This is a genomic window from Pseudomonas sp. GM_Psu_1, from assembly GCF_026544185.1.
GTDB lineage: Bacteria > Pseudomonadota > Gammaproteobacteria > Pseudomonadales > Pseudomonadaceae > Chryseomonas > Chryseomonas oryzihabitans.
In genome coordinates this window covers 83,732-97,798 of record NZ_JALNUX010000015.1, presented here as the reverse complement: position 1 = coordinate 97,798, position 14,067 = coordinate 83,732, and the positions used below count along the sequence as shown (strand labels likewise).

Genomic DNA, 14,067 nt, shown 5'->3' with positions numbered 1-14,067 from the left:
CTGGCGCGCTGGCGCTATTGAGTCGCCGGGGCCGCGGTCGTTCCCTGGCAGTCCGCCGCCAGCAATCGTTCCGCCGAACCCTGGTCGCCCGGCTGGCTGCCCGCGCGACCGGCCAGCAACAGGAACTGGCGGCTGGCGTCCCGGCTCGGCAAGGCCACCACCGCCAGTGACAGCCGTGGATCCGGCAGCGGATAGGGCGGCCGGTTGGCCAGGGCCTGGAAGAAATCCACGGCCAGCAACTGGGTTTCGCTTAGCCGCCGCGCCTGATAAAGACTGCCCGCCAGCGCCTTTGGCAGCGCGCGCCAGTGTTCGTCCAGAGCGGGCGCCAGCGGCAGGAGCTGCGCGCGTACTTCGGGCCGCAGACAGGCCAGGTGCACATGCAGCTGATCCTGGCTACGCCCGCTGGGGGCATTGAGGGCCAGGGCGATCCGCTCGTCCGCCACCGGCGCCCGGCCCCAGGCGCTCAGGTACCAGCGCTGGCGCCAGGCCAGACCGAACCAGTTGGGTTGGCCGGGCTGCCACAGCGCCGGACTTTCCAGCCCGCGCAGGGGCCGCAGCGGTACCAGGATGAAATGCTGTCGCTCACCCGGCGCGCGCAGCATGGCGAAGCCGGGATCCTCCACCACCTGGCGACAGGGTGCCGCCAGACCGGTGAGCCGGGCATTGGGCACGCAGAGCCCGGTCGTGACCTGGCGCAGCAGGTCGCGGCTGGCACAGCCCGTCAGCGCCAGGCTCAGCATCAGCAGCGGCAACAGGCGCCGCCACGACGAGCGGATGCGGCTCGGCAGCGAACAACTGCGCGCGCGGCGCTTCCAATGGCTATCAGGGCAACGCACTGGGAGATCAGTCATGGCCAATGGTTGGGCCGGAGACGGCGCGGTTCAGGAACAGATCGACAGCACGGTGGACGATGCGGTGCAGCGCGCCCGCAGCCGTCTGCATCGGGGCGCGAGCCTCACCCATTGCGAGGAATGCGGCGACGCCATCCCCGAAGCACGCCGCCAGGTGGTACCGGGCGTGCGCCTGTGCATCCGCTGCCAATCCGAGCAGGACGCCGAAGACCAGCGCGCCGGCGGCTACAACCGGCGGGCGAGCAAGGACAGTCAGTTGCGCTAGGGGTGGATGGGGCAGCGGCATGGTGTGGTGACCCGTACAGGAGCCTTGAGTCTTTCCAGCCCAGGGCCAAGAACGGTTTGTACCATGCGGGCCCTTCCCCAGCAGCAGTCCATCGATCAGTCGGGATGCACCGCGTAGCCGCGCAGCCGGTTACCGTCCGGATCGAGCACGACGAAGCTGCGGCCGAATGGCAGGTCGGTCGGCGGCCAGGCCTCCTGGGCGCCCCGAGCGCGCCAAAGATCATGCAGCTCGTCCACCGCTGCCATGCTGGCCACCTTGAAGCCCAATTCACCCGTCGCACTGCCCGCGCTTACCGGCGGAACCACTGCCTCTTGTGCCCACAGGCCCAGGGCGAGACCGGAGGGCAGGACGAAGAGGGCGAAGCCGGGACCGTCCTCGACCGGGGCGAGGTCGAGCAATCCGGCATAGAACTCCCGGCTAGTAGGGACATCGGCAACGTAAAACATCAGGCTGGTGCTGTAGTGCATGGTGCATCTCCTTTGTGGTGATGCCGACCAGTCTAGGAGCCCCTACTGCCAGTTTCTGTCAGTAGTCAGCCTGGATTATTGCGCTGACGATTCATCTGCTGTCGCCAGTCCCTCAGCAAGGCCTGGCGGCGCTGGGGATAGCGCTCTTCGCTAGGCTCGACCGCAAGGATGCGGTCGGCGCGAAAGCTGCGGAAGTCCTCGCGCAACTCACACCAGGCTAGCAAGACACGGGCGGCATCGAAGTAGGCCAGCGCGAAAGGCCAGAGGGTACGCCGAGACTCGTTGTCGGCGGCGTCGCGGTAGACCAGGGTGAGCTTGGTTTCCTGGCGTATCGCCTGGCGCAGGATTGCCGGATCGATCTGGTTCTGCGGGGTTTCCCGACTCGGGCCGATGAGCAGGGTGGTCATGGCCAATTCGTTTTGCAGCTCGCTTGGCAGGACCGCGGAGATGCGCGCCAGGGCATTGCCGGCCGCCGCGGCAAGGCTGCCATCGGTGCGTTCGGCCACCCAGCGCGAGCCGAGCACCAGGGCTTCCAGTTCTTCGGGCGTGAACATCAGCGGTGGCAGCAGAAAACCTGGCTTGAGGAGATAGCCAACGCCCGGTTCACCCTCGATGGCCGCACCCAGCGCCTGCAGGCTGGCGATATCACGGTAAAGGGTCCTGAGGCTGACCCCCGTTTCCGCAGCCAAGGCGCGGCCACTCACGGCGCGGCGGTGCCTGCGCAAGGCCTGGAGCAGATCGAACAGCCGTTCTGAGCTTGACATCCGCGCAGTTTAATCCGGGAGCAGGTGATGCTCTAGCCGTGGCCAGGCGCGTTTAGGCTCCTTGATACGGCAGGTCGGCTATGGAAAGTTACTGGGCTGACGCAAAAGCTCGCCAGCCATATCTCTGAGGCGTGCGATCTCAATCCTTTGCGCCTGTTGTTCCTCTGGCCCGAGGTCTCGCTCGCCATATTCGCGACTCAGATAGAGGATGGCATCGTTGCCATCCGGATCGCCGCTGTAATTGGGGTGGGCTGCGATTTCGCTCAACAATGCGTGCGAGATCGGCGCGATGTGCATGTGCAGGGAAAAGCCTGCGGAAAAGCCCAGCTTGTAGAACACTACCCTGTGCGGTGCATAACAGTGCTGCAGAAGTTTCTCAGCGAAGCCCAGTTGCTGACCCAGTTCGGCCAGGCTGGCCGCATCGAGTTCGCTGAAGTCGCTCACGGCCTGTTGAGTGCTCAGGATCAGCAGACCGGGATACCGAGAGTCCCGTCGATAGCCCAGGCGCCAGTGCGGGCTCTCGACTATCAGGGTCGCATCTTGTGAATCCGGACTTGCAGTCATCGGCGCCGCTTTACCTTGCAGAAGGGGACAGTCTACTCAGCTGCGGTGCGCGCGGCCGTCCATTGCGCCTGGCTCAGCCGAAACAGCCGAAACAGCCGATGCAGCCGTAGCGGATGGCCTGGTGGCAGGTGCGGATGTTCGAAATGACCGACGTCGGCCATCGCCAGCCGGTGCATCACGGCCAATGATGGCTGATTGGCTGCCGCGGTAAAGGCGACCACTTCGTCGAGTCCGAGAGTGTGGAAGGCGTGGGCCAGAGCCAACTGGGCACCGCGGCTGGCGTAGCCCTTGCCCCAATAGGGGCGATCCAGCCGCCAGCCGATCTCGACCGCAGACGTACAAGGAAGATCGGGTGCCACCGGGCTGATGCCGAGCAAGCCGAGCAGGACGCCGTCGGTACGACGCTCCAACGCCCAGAATCCCCAGCCGCGCTCGGCAATGCCCTGGCGGCACCGTTCGAGCAGCGCATCGCTGGCCGCCCGGTCCAGGCAGGCGGGAAAGTGGCGCATCACCTCGGGATCGGCATTCAGCCTGGCGAAGGCGGGGCCATCCTCCGCTCGCCACTGGCGCAGCCCCAGCTCGACGTCGCCCGGCATCAGGGCGCTGCCGGGATCTGCAGGCCGCGTTGCACCGCCGGGCGGGCGAGGAAGGCGTCGAGGGCGCGACGCACTTCGGGGAAGTCCTGAAAGCCGACCAGGTCGGCCACCTGGTATACCTCCAGCAGGGCGCGGATCCAGGGGAAGGTGGCGATGTCGACGAGGCTGTAGTCCTCGCCCAGGATCCAGGCGCGGCCCTTGAGCTGGCCATCCAGCACGCCGAGCAGGCGCCGGGCTTCGGCTACATAACGCTCGCGGGGACGGGGGTCCTCGATGTCCTTGCCGGCGAATTTGGTGAAGAAGCCGAGCTGGCCGAACATGGGGCCGATGCCGCCCATCTGGAACATCAGCCACTGGATGGCCTGGTAGCGCCGCGCCGGATCCTCCGGCAGCAGGCGCCCGGTCTTTTCCGCGAGATAGAGCAGGATGGCGCCGGATTCGAACAGCCCCAGGGGTTCGCCGCCAGGGCCGTCGGGGTCGAGGAGGGCGGGGATCTTGTTGTTGGGGCTCAGGGAGAGGAATTCCGCGGTGTGCTGGTCGTCCTTGCCGAAATCGATGCGATGCACCTCGTAGGGCAGGCCGAGTTCTTCCAGCAGGATGGCGACCTTGACGCCGTTGGGCGTGGGCAGCGAATAGAGTTGCAGGCGCTCGGGATGCCGAGCCGGCCAGCGGTGGGTGATGGGAAAGCGCGACAGATCGGCCATGGTGGACTCCTGGCAAGGGGGCGGTTCTGGTGAGACCGGCCGGCGCGGCCCGGGTTGCCGGGCCTCGAGCGAAGCGGAACTTAGCGCGATGCCCACCTCTCCATCTGAGGAGTGCCTTCAGCCCCGCACCGAGGATTTCCCATGCTTCCCCACAGCCAGCAGGGCAGCGGTTCGCCCACCTTCGTGCTCATGCACTTTCTCGGTGGCTCGCACCGCACCTGGTTTCCCACCGCCCCCTACCTGGATGGCGAACACCGCTGCGTGGCGCTCAATACGCCGGGCTTTGGCGACGCCGCCGAAGTCGAGGGCTACAGCGTGGCCGAGATGGCCGATCAGGTGGATGCCAGCATCCGCGCCCTGGGTCTTACGCGTTGCATCCTGGTCGGCCATTCGATGACCGGCAAGGTGGCCGTGGTGCTGGCGGCGCGGCGACCGGACTATCTGGTCGGGCTGATCCTGGTGGCGCCTTCGCCGCCCGGACCGCAGCCCATGAGCGAGGCGGATCGCGATGCCCAGCGCGCCTATGGCAAGAGCCGGGCGGAAGCCGAGGCCTTCGTCGACGAATCCAGCGCCCACCGCCTGCCCGATGCCATCCGCGAGGTGGTGATCGCCGATGCCCAGCGGCTGAATCTGCAGGCCTGGCGCGCCTGGGTCGATCACGGCAGTCGCGAGGACTGGAGCGAGCGGATCGACACCCTGGACTATCCGGTGCTGCTGGTCTGCGGCGCCGACGACCAGCAGGTGCCGGGGCCGGACGAGCAGCGCCGCACCACCCTGGCGGCCTTTCCCAACAGCCGCCTGGAGGTCATTCCCGGCGCCGGCCACCTGATGCCGCTGCAGACGCCCCAGGCCCTGGCGCGACTGATGCTCGACTTCGCCCGGGAGCTCTGACCGGTGGATTCGCTGACCCAGGCCGTGCTCGGCGCCACCGTCCAGACCGCACTCCTGGGTCGCTGGCAGGGGCGGCGCGCCATCCTCTATGGCGCCGCCCTGGCCACCCTGCCGGATCTCGATGTGGTCATCGACTACGGCGATGCGGTCAAGGAAATGACCTATCACCGCGGCTTTAGCCATTCGCTGTTCGTGCTGACCGGACTGGCGCTGTTGCTGACGGGGATCTGCGGTCGCTGGCGCGATCCCGGTTACAGCCAGGGACGCCTGTTCCTGACGCTCTGGCTGGTGCTGGTCACCCATCCCTTGCTGGATGCCTTCACCACCTATGGGACCCAGTTGTTCTGGCCGCTGCCGACGACCCCGGTGGCCTGGTCCAGCGTCTTCATCATCGATCCGCTCTATACCTTGCCGCTGCTGGTGGCGGTGCTGGCCGGGCTGCTGATCGGCCCGCGCGGACGCTCGCCGCGGCTGGCCGTGGCGGCGCTGGCGTTGTCCACCGTCTATCTGGGCTGGACCCTGGTGGCCAAGTACGCCGCCGAGCGCCAGGTGCGCCAGGTACTGGCGGCCCAGGGGCAGGCGGATGCCCGCCTGTTCAGCGCGCCGCTGCCGTTCACCAGCCTGCTCTGGCGGGTCATGGTGGATGACGGACCCGAGCGCTACCGGGAGACCTGGGTGGGGCTGTTCGACGATCGCCCACCCGCCTTGATCCCCCTGCCTCGGGGTGGCGAACTGGCGCCGATCCTCGCCGATTCGTCGGCCGAGCAGCGACTGCGCTGGTTCACCGATGACTGGCTGCGCTACGACCGCCTGGGCAACGACCTGGTGGTGACCGATCTGCGCCTGGGGGCCACCGGCTACCACACCTTTCGTTTCGTCCTGGCTCAGCGGGAGGCGAGCGGTTGGCGACTGGTCGCCGAGCCGTCGTTGTGGCCGCGCGAGCGAGGGGGCCGCGAGCAGCTGGCGGTGGTCTGGCGCAGACTCTGGCATCCGGAGCTGCCATCGCCAGTGGCGGACTGGGCCGCGCGACTGTCGCGCCTGCCGGACTGACGCCAGGCCTCCAGCAGCAGTCGCCACCAGGGGCGCCGGGCCTCGCGCAGGGCGGTATGGCGGTCCAGGCCGACATCGGCCAGTTCCCGGTCGGTAAGCTCCGGCAGGACGCGGCGGGTGGTCAGCTGGCGCTGGAACAGCAGCCAGCAACCGCTGGCGCGCGTCTGGTCGTGAAGGCTGGGGTCTCTGGGCATGGCGTCTCTCCTGGGCTGTCTCCATGCTCCGCCGCCAGCCGCTTCAGGGGCAGATCCAGGCCGATGGGTTGTCCGCCATACAGCTGCCTTACAGCGCTCAGCTGTATGGTGCACGGCGTGGCCATCTGTATGGCGCGCGATGCCTGTCTGCGCCGCTATAGTCCGGGCATGAATCGCTATCAGCTGTTGGCCGATGCCCTCGGCCGCCGTATCGAGCAGGGCCTCTACCGACCGGGCGAACGCCTGCCGTCGGTGCGCGCCCTGGCCCAGGAGCACGGGGTCAGTCTGGCCACGGTGCAGCAGGCCTATCGGCTGCTGGAAGACCGCGGCCTAGTGGAGCCCCGGCCCAAGTCCGGCTATTTCGTCCGCTTGGAGCGACGCGCCATCGAATTGCCGCGGGTGACCCGGCCGGCGCGCTGGCCGGTGGAGGTGTCCGGCTGGGAACCGGTGCGGGAGCTGATGACCTCCACCCCGGATTCGGTGCGGGTGCAACTCGGCCGCGGCCTGCCGGATACCGAGGCGCCGACCCTGGCCCCCTTGCTCGCCGGCATGGCACGCCTGGCGCGGCGGCCGGGCAATGCTGGGCTGTCCTACGACAGCATCCAGGGCGTGGCGGCGCTGCGCGAACAGGTGGCGCGGCTGCAGCTGGACGCCGGCTGCGTGCTCACCGCCGATGACATCGTCATCACCAGTGGCGCCCACGAGGCGCTGGCCATCGCCCTGCGCGCCACCTGCCAGGAGGGCGACATCGTCGCGGTGGATTCGCCGACCTTTCACGGGGTGATGCAGACCCTCAAGGGCCAGGGGCTCAAGGCGCTGGAGATACCTACCGATCCGCGCACCGGCATCAGCCTGCCGGCGCTGGAGCTGGCCCTGGAGCAGTGGCCGGTGCGGGCCATCCAGCTCACCCCCAGCTGCAACAACCCCCTGGGCTACTGCATGCCCGAGGCGAACAAGCGCCAGCTGGTGGCGTTGGCGCGCAAGCATGACCTGGCGGTGATCGAGGACGATGTCTACGGCGACCTGCTCTACAGCTATCCCCGGGGCCGGGCGCTCAAGGCCTTCGACGAAGACGACCGGGTGGTGCTCTGCAGTTCCTTTTCCAAGACCCTGGCGCCGGGTCTGAGGGTCGGCTGGGTGGCGCCCGGGCGCTATGCCGAGCGCATCCTGCACCTCAAGTACATAGGCACCGGCTGCACCGCGCCCCAGCCGCAACTGGCCATCGCCGAATTCATCGCCGCCGGTCACTACACCGTGCACGTCCGGCGCATGCGCGCCCAGTACCAGCGCAATCGCGACCTGATGAGCGCCTGGGTGCAGCGCTACTTTCCCGCCGGTACCCGGGTCAGCCAGCCTCAGGGCAGCTTCCTGCTATGGGTCGAGTTGCCCGAGGCCTGCGACAGCCATCGACTCAATCGCGAGTTGCTCGCCCAGAGCGTGCAGATCGCCTGCGGCAGCATCTTTTCCGCTTCGGGCAAGTACCGTAACTGTCTGCGCCTGAACTATGCCCAGGCCCAGCGTCCAGGGATCGAGGAGGGCGTACGGCGCGTGGGCGAAGCCGCCTGCCGACTGCTCGACGAGGCGCTGCCGCGGTCGCTGGCGACGCTGGCTTAGCCGAGTTCGGCGATCTCGCTGCAATTGCGCCCGCGATGCTTGGCCCGGTAGAGGGCGGCATCGGCTTGCGCCAGCAAGCGGACCGGGACGCCTTCCGCCAGGCGCGGCGTCACCGCCACGCCAAAGCTGGCGGTGACCGGCAGCGCCTCGGTCGGGCCGACGGCGAAGGGCGTCGCGGCGATGCCCTGGCGCAGGCGCTCGGCCAGTGCCAGGGCGTCGGCCGGTTGGGCCACGTCGGCGAGCACGGCGAATTCCTCGCCACCGATCCGGGCGATGCGATCGCCAGGGCGCAAGAGTTCGCGGCAGCGCTGCGCCAGTTGTTGCAGCAGCAGATCGCCGGCGGCATGGCCGTAGGTGTCGTTGATGCGCTTGAAGTGATCGACATCGAAGGCGATCGCCGCCAACTGCCCGGGCGTGCTGGTCACCCCCTGCGCCAGTTCGCGTTCGAAGGCGCGGCGATTGGCCAGGCCGGTGAGGTAGTCGGTTTCCGCGCGGATGCCCAGTTCGGCGATCAGGGCGTCGCGCTCCTCGCGCAGCCGGTCGGCCTGCAGCAGTTCGTCCTCCAGCTGGGCGAAGGCGGCGAACAGGGTGCGCGGATCGTCTTCGGCCACCGTCCCCAGCGGTCGGGCGCGCCGGCTGAGGCTGAGCAGCCGCTGGGTATTGGCCAGCAGCGGCGTCAGCAGGCGCTGCTTGAGCAGCAGCAGGCCGGTGCCCAGCGCCAGCAGGATGCCCACCGCTGCGGCGATGGTCAGCAGCAGCCGCAGCTGGGCCTCGCGGGCCAGGGCGTCGGCTTCCTCGCGGGCCAGGCTCAGGGCTTCGTCGCGCAACTCCAGGATGCTGACCATGGTCGGGACATAGCCCCGGGCGAAGCTGGCCGCACTGGGCGCCGTGCCGGTCGCCAGGGCGGCGAGGGTCTGGTGGTACCAGTCCAGGCCTTCGCCCAGGTAGCGCTCCTGCACCTGCACGAAACGATCGCGTTCGGGGCGACCGGGGGCCAGATTGAGATTGCTGCGCAGGAGGTCCATCAGCTGGTTGATGCGGCCCTGGGTCTGCAGCAACTGGACCTGTTCCGCGCCGCTGGGCAGGCGCTGCGCCTGCAGCGCGGGGGTCAGCAGCGAGCCCAGGCGTCCGGCGGTGTCGCGCAGGCGCGCGGCCAGCTTGGCATTGACCAGGTAGATGGCCACGGCCGGGCTGCGCTGGATGAGGTCGTGCAGGGTGAGATCGGCGGTGATGAAGTTGCTGTCGAGGGCGCGGAACATGCCCTGGACCAGGCTGGCGATGTCCTGGGGCGCGGGATCGTCGGGCGTGGCCCAGAGGCGCTGGTCGACCCGGGCGCGGGCCTGCAGCAGCGCCTGATAGCCGTTTGCTGCCTGCTCGGCGGTCACGCTGCATTGCTGGCAGTCCTGCAGCAGGTCCTGCAGACGAGCGAAGCGCTGATCGCTCAGGGCTCGGGCGCGCGCCAGCTCACGGCTATCGCCACCACGACCGCCGAGCAGGGCATTGGTCGGGCCACGCTCGGCGGAGACGGCTTCCACCAACCGCAGCGCCTCTGCGTAGACCGGCAACTGATCCCGGGTCAGACGCATGCCTGTCGAATTCTCATGGGCCTGCCGCACGAGCAGGGCCATGCCGCAGGCAGTGGCGAGCGAGGTCACCACCAGCAAGGCATTGATCAGTCGATTGAGGTGAACGGTCAGCAGAAAACGGCCAGACATCAGGCGACACCGAAGCGAGCATGCCCAGGAGGCGAGCCGATTCCGGACAGCGGGGGAGTCAGGCTCTCAAGGTGCGCCGATCTTAAAAGGTCTAGCTTTCAAAACGTATACAAGCGGGGGCGGGCGGATTGGTTATTGCGTAAACGGTCGTGCCGGGAGCACGAGTGGCATGGCGATCACGAAACCTTGTCAGGCAGACGAGGTAGTACCCACCCTCTACACTGGCGCTTTTCGCGAGGTCCTGCCATGCCACCCCGTATCTATCTTGCCGGCCCCGAGGTCTTTCGTCCCGACGCCGTCGCCCAAGGCGAGGCGCTCAAGGCACTGTGCGCCCGTCACGGCTGCACGGGCCTGTTTCCACTGGACAATGCCATTCCCCCGGAGCTGACCGAGCCGGGGGCGCAGGCCGCCTGGATCTATCGGGCGAATCTGGCGCTGATCAGGCAGGCCGATGGCGTCCTGGCCAGCCTGGACTTCTTTCGCGGCGCCGAGCCCGACAGCGGCACCTGTTTCGAGGTGGGCTACGCCGTCGCCCTGGGCAAGCCGGTGGTCGGCCATGTGCCGGAAGCGGGCAGCCTGGCCGAGCGGATTCGCGCCCGCCATCCCGAGTGGGTGGGCAAGGGGCTGCTGGACCGTGATGGCTGGACGCTGGAGGAGTTCGGCCTGCCGCTCAATCTGATGCTGGCGGTGCCGGCCAGCATCGTCGTCGGGGGCCCGGAGGAGGCCCTGGCGGTATTGCGCGAGCGGCTGGGCTAGCGGGGCGGGGGCGTGCAGCCTTCTCCCAGAGGGAAGAGGGCTGGTTGGCGGTCAGGACAGTGGAAAAGGCTGCGCCGTTTTCCACGCTATGGGGCCTAGAGCCGGGGAGGAGCGCGGTTGCAGCGGAGTCAGCCGTGCGCCAGGGCCGCCAGTTCGTCCAGTCCGCTGTGGCCATCGGCATAGGCCGCACGGAAGCTGTCGCGCTGCTGCCAGCGCGCCCAGAAGGCCGCCAGGTGCTCGAAGCGCTCGTCCAGCGGCGTCTGGTTGGTGGGGAACTTGGAAAAGGCGATGGCGGTGCACAGGGTGATGTCGGCGAAGGTCGGCGCTGCGCCGCCCAGCAGCCACTCGCGCCCGTCGGCCAAGTGCCGATCCACCAGCGCGGCGTGCATCAGGGCTTCCTTGCGGCAATGCTCGCCCCATTGCGGATTGTGGGTCAGCTCCAGCTTGTGGCCGAGGCCTTCGTGCTGCACATGGAACATGGTCACGATGCGATAGAGCACATGGACGAAGATGCGGTCGTTCCACATGGCGTCCTGGCCCTGCTCCAGCGGCGTTTCGCCCATGACCTTGCGCCCGGGATGGCTATTGTCCAGATAGCGGGCGATGGCCGCGCTCTCGGCCAGGTAGCCGCCTTCGGCCAGTTCCAGGGTCGGGGTCTCGCCCCAGGGATTGCGCTTGAGGTGCTGCCACTGGCGTTGCTCGCCTTCGGGCGCCATCTTCAGGATGACCTCCTCGAACTGATCGGCGATGCCCTTTTCATGGATGAACAGCCGCAGCCGTTGCGGGTTGGGGAAGGCGGACGGCGAGGTGAAGAGGCGTAGCTTGGCCATGGCGGGCTCCGGAAGGGACAGTGACGCAACATGCGACTGCGGGCGGTCGTGCCGCGTTCGTCTGAGGTGACCAAGAATGCCGGGCCAGGGCGGGGGAGCAACAGCCAACTCGCTGTATGCCCTCCATGCAAAGAGTCGATTGGTCAGGCCGGCGTTTGGCTCACGAGGCTGGCGACGATCCGTTCGCGCAGCCAGGCATGGGCGGGATCGCGGTGCAGGCGTTCGGGCCAGAGCAGCAGCATGTCGAAGCCCGGGATGGCCAGGGGTGACGGCTGGACCTGCAGGCCGGGATGATTCAGGGCGATCTGGGCGGGCAGCAGGGCCACCAGATCGCTGACCAGCAGGACACTGGCCAGGGTGGCGAAGTGGGGCACCGACAGCACCACCCGCCGCGCGCGGCCCTGTTCCGCCAGCAACCGATCGGTGACGCTGGCGAAGCCGCCGCCGCTCGGCGAGACCAGCGCCTGATCCAGTTGGCAGAAGGTGTCCAGGGACACAGGTTGCTGCAGGGCCGGATGGCCGCGCCGGCCCGCCAGCAGATAGTGTTCGGTGAACAGCAGGCGCTGGCGCAGACCCGCTGCGGCGGTATCGGCCACATCCAGTGCCAGGTCCAGGTGATCCCCCTCCAGCTGTTCGGCGAGCAACGCTGGCTTCTTGTCCAGCAGCGCCAGGCGGATACCGGGCGCCTGCTGACGCAGGTCAGCCAGCAGCGGGGTGAGCAGGGTGGTTGCACTATGGTCGCTGGCGGCGATGCGCCAGGTTCGCTCGGCGCGGGCCGGTTCGAAGGGGGCGGCCGGTGCCAGGGCGTCTTCCAGCGCGGCCAGTGCCTGGCGCAACGGCTCGCGCAGGGACTCGGCACGCGCCGTGGGGCGCATGCCGCGGGGACCCGGCAAGAGCAGGGGATCGTCGAGCACCTGGCGCAGTCGGCCGAGTTGCAGGCTGACGGTGGGCTGCGCCAGGTTGAGCCGGCGTGCGGCGCGGGTCACGTTGAGTTCGGCGAGCAAGGCGTCGAGGGTGACCAGCAGATTGAGATCGAGGCGCCTTAAGCTATTGTGCATGGCAATGGCTGCTGTTTCGGCAATTCATTTTCAGCATAGCGCGACCGCTTCTAGTCTAGGCACCTCTTTCTCACGAGATGATCACCATGAAGGTCCTGCTGGTCTACGCCCATCCCGAACCCCGGTCGCTCAACGGCGCGCTGCGCGACTTCGCCGTGGCCCATCTGCAGGCGGCCGGCCATGAGGTCCAGGTCTCCGATCTCTATGCCATGGGTTGGAAGGCCACCCTGGATGCCGCGGACGCCCCGCACCTGGCATCCGGCGAGCGTTTCGATGCGGTCCTCGATTCCCAGCGCGCCTATGCCAGTGGTGGACAACCGGCGGATATCGCCGCCGAGCAGGCCAAGCTGCTATGGGCCGATGTGCTAATCCTGCAATTTCCGCTGTGGTGGTTTTCCCTGCCGGCCATCCTCAAGGGCTGGGTGGAGCGGGTCTATGCCTGTGGCTTCGCCTATGGGGTGGGCGAGCACAGCGATAGCCACTGGGGCGATCGCTACGGCGAAGGCACCCTGGCCGGCAAGCGCGCCATGCTGGTGGTGACCTGTGGCGGCTGGGAATCACACTACAGCGCGCGTGGGATCAACGGGGGCCTGGATGACATCCTCTTTCCCATCCAGCACGGCATCCTCTTCTATCCCGGTTTCAGCGTGCTGCCGCCGTTTCCGGTCTATCGCACGAGCAAGGTCGACGCGGTCGCCTTCGAGCGGCTGTGCCAGGCCTATGGGGCACGGCTGGATGGGCTGGCCACGGACACACCCCTGGCGTTCCGGCGGCAGAATGGCGGGGACTACGAGATTCCGGCGCTGACCCTGAAGCCTGACCTGGCGCCGGGGCGGACGGGGTTGGGGGTTCATCTGCGGGAGGAGTGAGGGTTGGCGCGGCCTGGTTTCCGTGGCTCGGGGCTCAACGGCGGGGCTGGGCCTTGGGTGGTGTCGGGCTTCGCTGGCGCTCAAACCAACCTACGATGCTTCCCTCACCCCAGCCCTCTCCCAAGGGGAGAGGGGGCGGTTACATGCAGTGCATGGACTGCAGCGAAGTTGGCCTGGTCGAGACAGTGGAAAACGCTACGCGGTTTTCCACGCTACGAGCTGTAGGGTGGACGACGGCGCAGCCTCGTCCACGCGAATCTCACAAGGCAAGCCTCAGTTGGCTCTCTTGCTGTCCACCTGATCCAGACGGCCGCCGCGGAAGGTGAGGAAGTACAGCATGCCGTTCCAGGGGCCGTAGGCCCATTCCTCGACGAATTCCACCTGGCGATAGCCGTAGCCATCGGTGACCTGGCGTTCGCCCAGCGGCGTGACGCTCAGCGGATCGCCGCACTTGCCGCGGACCTCGTGGGTGGTGGAGCCGGTGGAGACCAGGGCGCTGCCGCAGCGCAGCGACGCGGCCTGGCTGGTGCCGGTGGCGAGCAGGAGCAGCAACAGCAGGGGGCGTGGACTCATTGGCGCTGGAACTCGATGCGAGAGAGGCGATTGGCTTCGAAGGTGAGGATGTAGTTGGCGCCGTTCTTCGGGCCGTACACCCATTCTTCGATCACCGCCTCGCGGCGTTCGTTGCGGCCCAGTTCGTAGCCCACCAGGTCGCGATGGGCGGGTTCGCCGCATTTCTGCAGCACTTCGAAGGCGCGATCACCCCGGCTGACCAGGGCGTTGCCGCACCTCATGGAATCGGCGGCGGCGCCGGTGGCGACCAGCAGGGTGAAGGCGGCGAGCAGGCAACGCATGAGG

17 protein-coding genes are annotated in these 14,067 nt (G+C 67.9%); 6 read left to right on the top strand and 11 right to left on the bottom strand.

Going from position 1 to position 14,067, the window contains the following annotated elements; all coding sequences use genetic code 11:
- Positions 1–14: 14 nt before the first annotated feature.
- On the bottom strand, positions 15–851 hold the full coding sequence (locus OXS31_RS20645) for a CDP-diacylglycerol diphosphatase (RefSeq protein ID WP_267401656.1): 837 nt from the start codon (positions 849–851) through the stop codon (positions 15–17).
- Here OXS31_RS20645 and OXS31_RS20640 point away from each other — a divergent pair.
- A complete protein-coding gene (locus OXS31_RS20640; RefSeq protein WP_027599993.1) occupies positions 850–1,116 on the top strand; it encodes a DksA/TraR family C4-type zinc finger protein in 267 nt (88 codons plus the stop codon). The genes OXS31_RS20645 and OXS31_RS20640 overlap by 2 nt on opposite strands.
- Before the next feature lie 116 nt (positions 1,117–1,232).
- Here the strand turns inward: OXS31_RS20640 and OXS31_RS20635 are convergent, their stop codons facing one another.
- The 5 genes from OXS31_RS20635 to OXS31_RS20615 all read right to left on the bottom strand — a co-directional run bounded on the left by OXS31_RS20635 (position 1,233) and on the right by OXS31_RS20615 (position 4,232).
- A complete protein-coding gene (locus OXS31_RS20635) occupies positions 1,233–1,604 on the bottom strand; it encodes a VOC family protein (RefSeq protein ID WP_267401653.1) in 372 nt (123 codons plus the stop codon).
- Between the two features lie 65 nt (positions 1,605–1,669).
- Positions 1,670–2,368, bottom strand: coding sequence for a YafY family protein (locus tag OXS31_RS20630; RefSeq protein ID WP_267401651.1), 699 nt, complete (start codon positions 2,366–2,368; stop codon positions 1,670–1,672).
- Between the two features lie 78 nt (positions 2,369–2,446).
- Positions 2,447–2,932 carry a hypothetical protein gene (locus tag OXS31_RS20625; RefSeq protein ID WP_115945230.1) on the bottom strand — a complete coding sequence of 162 codons (486 nt, stop codon included), beginning with the start codon at positions 2,930–2,932 and terminating at the stop codon, positions 2,447–2,449.
- 32 nt (positions 2,933–2,964) lie between these two features.
- A complete protein-coding gene (locus tag OXS31_RS20620) occupies positions 2,965–3,528 on the bottom strand; it encodes a GNAT family N-acetyltransferase (protein WP_267401646.1) in 564 nt (187 codons plus the stop codon).
- Positions 3,528–4,232, bottom strand: a complete 705-nt coding sequence (locus OXS31_RS20615; RefSeq protein ID WP_027600995.1) for a glutathione S-transferase N-terminal domain-containing protein — start codon at positions 4,230–4,232, stop codon at positions 3,528–3,530. The genes OXS31_RS20620 and OXS31_RS20615 overlap by 1 nt, the downstream gene beginning before the upstream one ends.
- Positions 4,233–4,373: 141 nt before the next feature.
- Here OXS31_RS20615 and OXS31_RS20610 point away from each other — a divergent pair, with 141 nt between their 5' ends.
- The 3 genes from OXS31_RS20610 (at position 4,374) to OXS31_RS20600 (ending at position 7,981) form a co-directional block, all read left to right on the top strand.
- Positions 4,374–5,123, top strand: coding sequence for an alpha/beta hydrolase (locus OXS31_RS20610; protein ID WP_042137551.1), 750 nt, complete (start codon positions 4,374–4,376; stop codon positions 5,121–5,123).
- Positions 5,124–5,126: 3 nt separating this feature from the next.
- Positions 5,127–6,173, top strand: a complete 1,047-nt coding sequence (locus OXS31_RS20605) for a metal-dependent hydrolase (RefSeq protein ID WP_267401643.1) — start codon at positions 5,127–5,129, stop codon at positions 6,171–6,173.
- Between the two features lie 362 nt (positions 6,174–6,535).
- Positions 6,536–7,981, top strand: coding sequence for a PLP-dependent aminotransferase family protein (locus OXS31_RS20600; RefSeq protein ID WP_177411495.1), 1,446 nt, complete (start codon positions 6,536–6,538; stop codon positions 7,979–7,981).
- On the opposite strand, the gene OXS31_RS20595 is transcribed toward OXS31_RS20600, so the two are convergent.
- Entirely contained in the window at positions 7,978–9,696 is a 1,719-nt protein-coding gene (locus tag OXS31_RS20595; RefSeq protein WP_267401641.1) for a GGDEF domain-containing protein, read from the bottom strand. The genes OXS31_RS20600 and OXS31_RS20595 overlap by 4 nt on opposite strands.
- Positions 9,697–9,942: 246 nt before the next feature.
- Between OXS31_RS20595 and OXS31_RS20590 the strand changes: the two genes are divergently transcribed.
- On the top strand, positions 9,943–10,452 hold the full coding sequence (locus OXS31_RS20590; protein WP_042137559.1) for a nucleoside 2-deoxyribosyltransferase: 510 nt from the start codon (positions 9,943–9,945) through the stop codon (positions 10,450–10,452).
- A gap of 128 nt (positions 10,453–10,580) precedes the next feature.
- Here the strand turns inward: OXS31_RS20590 and OXS31_RS20585 are convergent, their stop codons facing one another.
- Both OXS31_RS20585 and OXS31_RS20580 read right to left on the bottom strand, forming a co-directional pair.
- Positions 10,581–11,282: a glutathione S-transferase N-terminal domain-containing protein gene (locus OXS31_RS20585; RefSeq protein ID WP_027600000.1), complete on the bottom strand. Its 702-nt coding sequence runs from the start codon at positions 11,280–11,282 to the stop codon at positions 10,581–10,583.
- Between the two features lie 143 nt (positions 11,283–11,425).
- Positions 11,426–12,340 carry a LysR family transcriptional regulator gene (locus OXS31_RS20580; protein ID WP_027600001.1) on the bottom strand — a complete coding sequence of 305 codons (915 nt, stop codon included), beginning with the start codon at positions 12,338–12,340 and terminating at the stop codon, positions 11,426–11,428.
- A gap of 86 nt (positions 12,341–12,426) precedes the next feature.
- Here OXS31_RS20580 and OXS31_RS20575 point away from each other — a divergent pair, with 86 nt between their 5' ends.
- Complete coding sequence (locus OXS31_RS20575; RefSeq protein ID WP_027600987.1) at positions 12,427–13,209, top strand: NAD(P)H-dependent oxidoreductase; 783 nt, start codon at positions 12,427–12,429, stop codon at positions 13,207–13,209.
- Positions 13,210–13,482: 273 nt separating this feature from the next.
- Here OXS31_RS20575 and OXS31_RS20570 read toward each other — a convergent pair whose 3' ends face one another.
- Together OXS31_RS20570 and OXS31_RS20565 are read right to left on the bottom strand one after the other, a co-directional pair.
- Positions 13,483–13,782, bottom strand: coding sequence for a DUF2845 domain-containing protein (locus OXS31_RS20570; protein ID WP_074585046.1), 300 nt, complete (start codon positions 13,780–13,782; stop codon positions 13,483–13,485).
- Positions 13,779–14,063, bottom strand: coding sequence for a DUF2845 domain-containing protein (locus OXS31_RS20565; protein ID WP_007161012.1), 285 nt, complete (start codon positions 14,061–14,063; stop codon positions 13,779–13,781). Before OXS31_RS20565 ends, OXS31_RS20570 begins: the two co-directional genes overlap by 4 nt.
- Positions 14,064–14,067: the final 4 nt, after the last annotated feature.

Coding starts and splice junctions, on each gene's coding strand:
- OXS31_RS20630 (WP_267401651.1), bottom strand. CDS start 2,368: ATGTCAAGCTCAGAACGGCTGTTCGATCTGCTCCAGGCCTTGCGCAGG.
- OXS31_RS20565 (WP_007161012.1), bottom strand. CDS start 14,063: ATGCGTTGCCTGCTCGCCGCCTTCACCCTGCTGGTCGCCACCGGCGCC.
- OXS31_RS20580 (WP_027600001.1), bottom strand. CDS start 12,340: ATGCACAATAGCTTAAGGCGCCTCGATCTCAATCTGCTGGTCACCCTC.
- OXS31_RS20575 (WP_027600987.1), top strand. CDS start 12,427: ATGAAGGTCCTGCTGGTCTACGCCCATCCCGAACCCCGGTCGCTCAAC.
- OXS31_RS20610 (WP_042137551.1), top strand. CDS start 4,374: ATGCTTCCCCACAGCCAGCAGGGCAGCGGTTCGCCCACCTTCGTGCTC.
- OXS31_RS20615 (WP_027600995.1), bottom strand. CDS start 4,232: ATGGCCGATCTGTCGCGCTTTCCCATCACCCACCGCTGGCCGGCTCGG.
- OXS31_RS20590 (WP_042137559.1), top strand. CDS start 9,943: ATGCCACCCCGTATCTATCTTGCCGGCCCCGAGGTCTTTCGTCCCGAC.
- OXS31_RS20625 (WP_115945230.1), bottom strand. CDS start 2,932: ATGACTGCAAGTCCGGATTCACAAGATGCGACCCTGATAGTCGAGAGC.
- OXS31_RS20585 (WP_027600000.1), bottom strand. CDS start 11,282: ATGGCCAAGCTACGCCTCTTCACCTCGCCGTCCGCCTTCCCCAACCCG.
- OXS31_RS20640 (WP_027599993.1), top strand. CDS start 850: ATGGCCAATGGTTGGGCCGGAGACGGCGCGGTTCAGGAACAGATCGAC.
- OXS31_RS20635 (WP_267401653.1), bottom strand. CDS start 1,604: ATGCACTACAGCACCAGCCTGATGTTTTACGTTGCCGATGTCCCTACT.
- OXS31_RS20600 (WP_177411495.1), top strand. CDS start 6,536: ATGAATCGCTATCAGCTGTTGGCCGATGCCCTCGGCCGCCGTATCGAG.
- OXS31_RS20570 (WP_074585046.1), bottom strand. CDS start 13,782: ATGAGTCCACGCCCCCTGCTGTTGCTGCTCCTGCTCGCCACCGGCACC.
- OXS31_RS20595 (WP_267401641.1), bottom strand. CDS start 9,696: ATGTCTGGCCGTTTTCTGCTGACCGTTCACCTCAATCGACTGATCAAT.
- OXS31_RS20620 (WP_267401646.1), bottom strand. CDS start 3,528: ATGCCGGGCGACGTCGAGCTGGGGCTGCGCCAGTGGCGAGCGGAGGAT.
- OXS31_RS20645 (WP_267401656.1), bottom strand. CDS start 851: ATGACTGATCTCCCAGTGCGTTGCCCTGATAGCCATTGGAAGCGCCGC.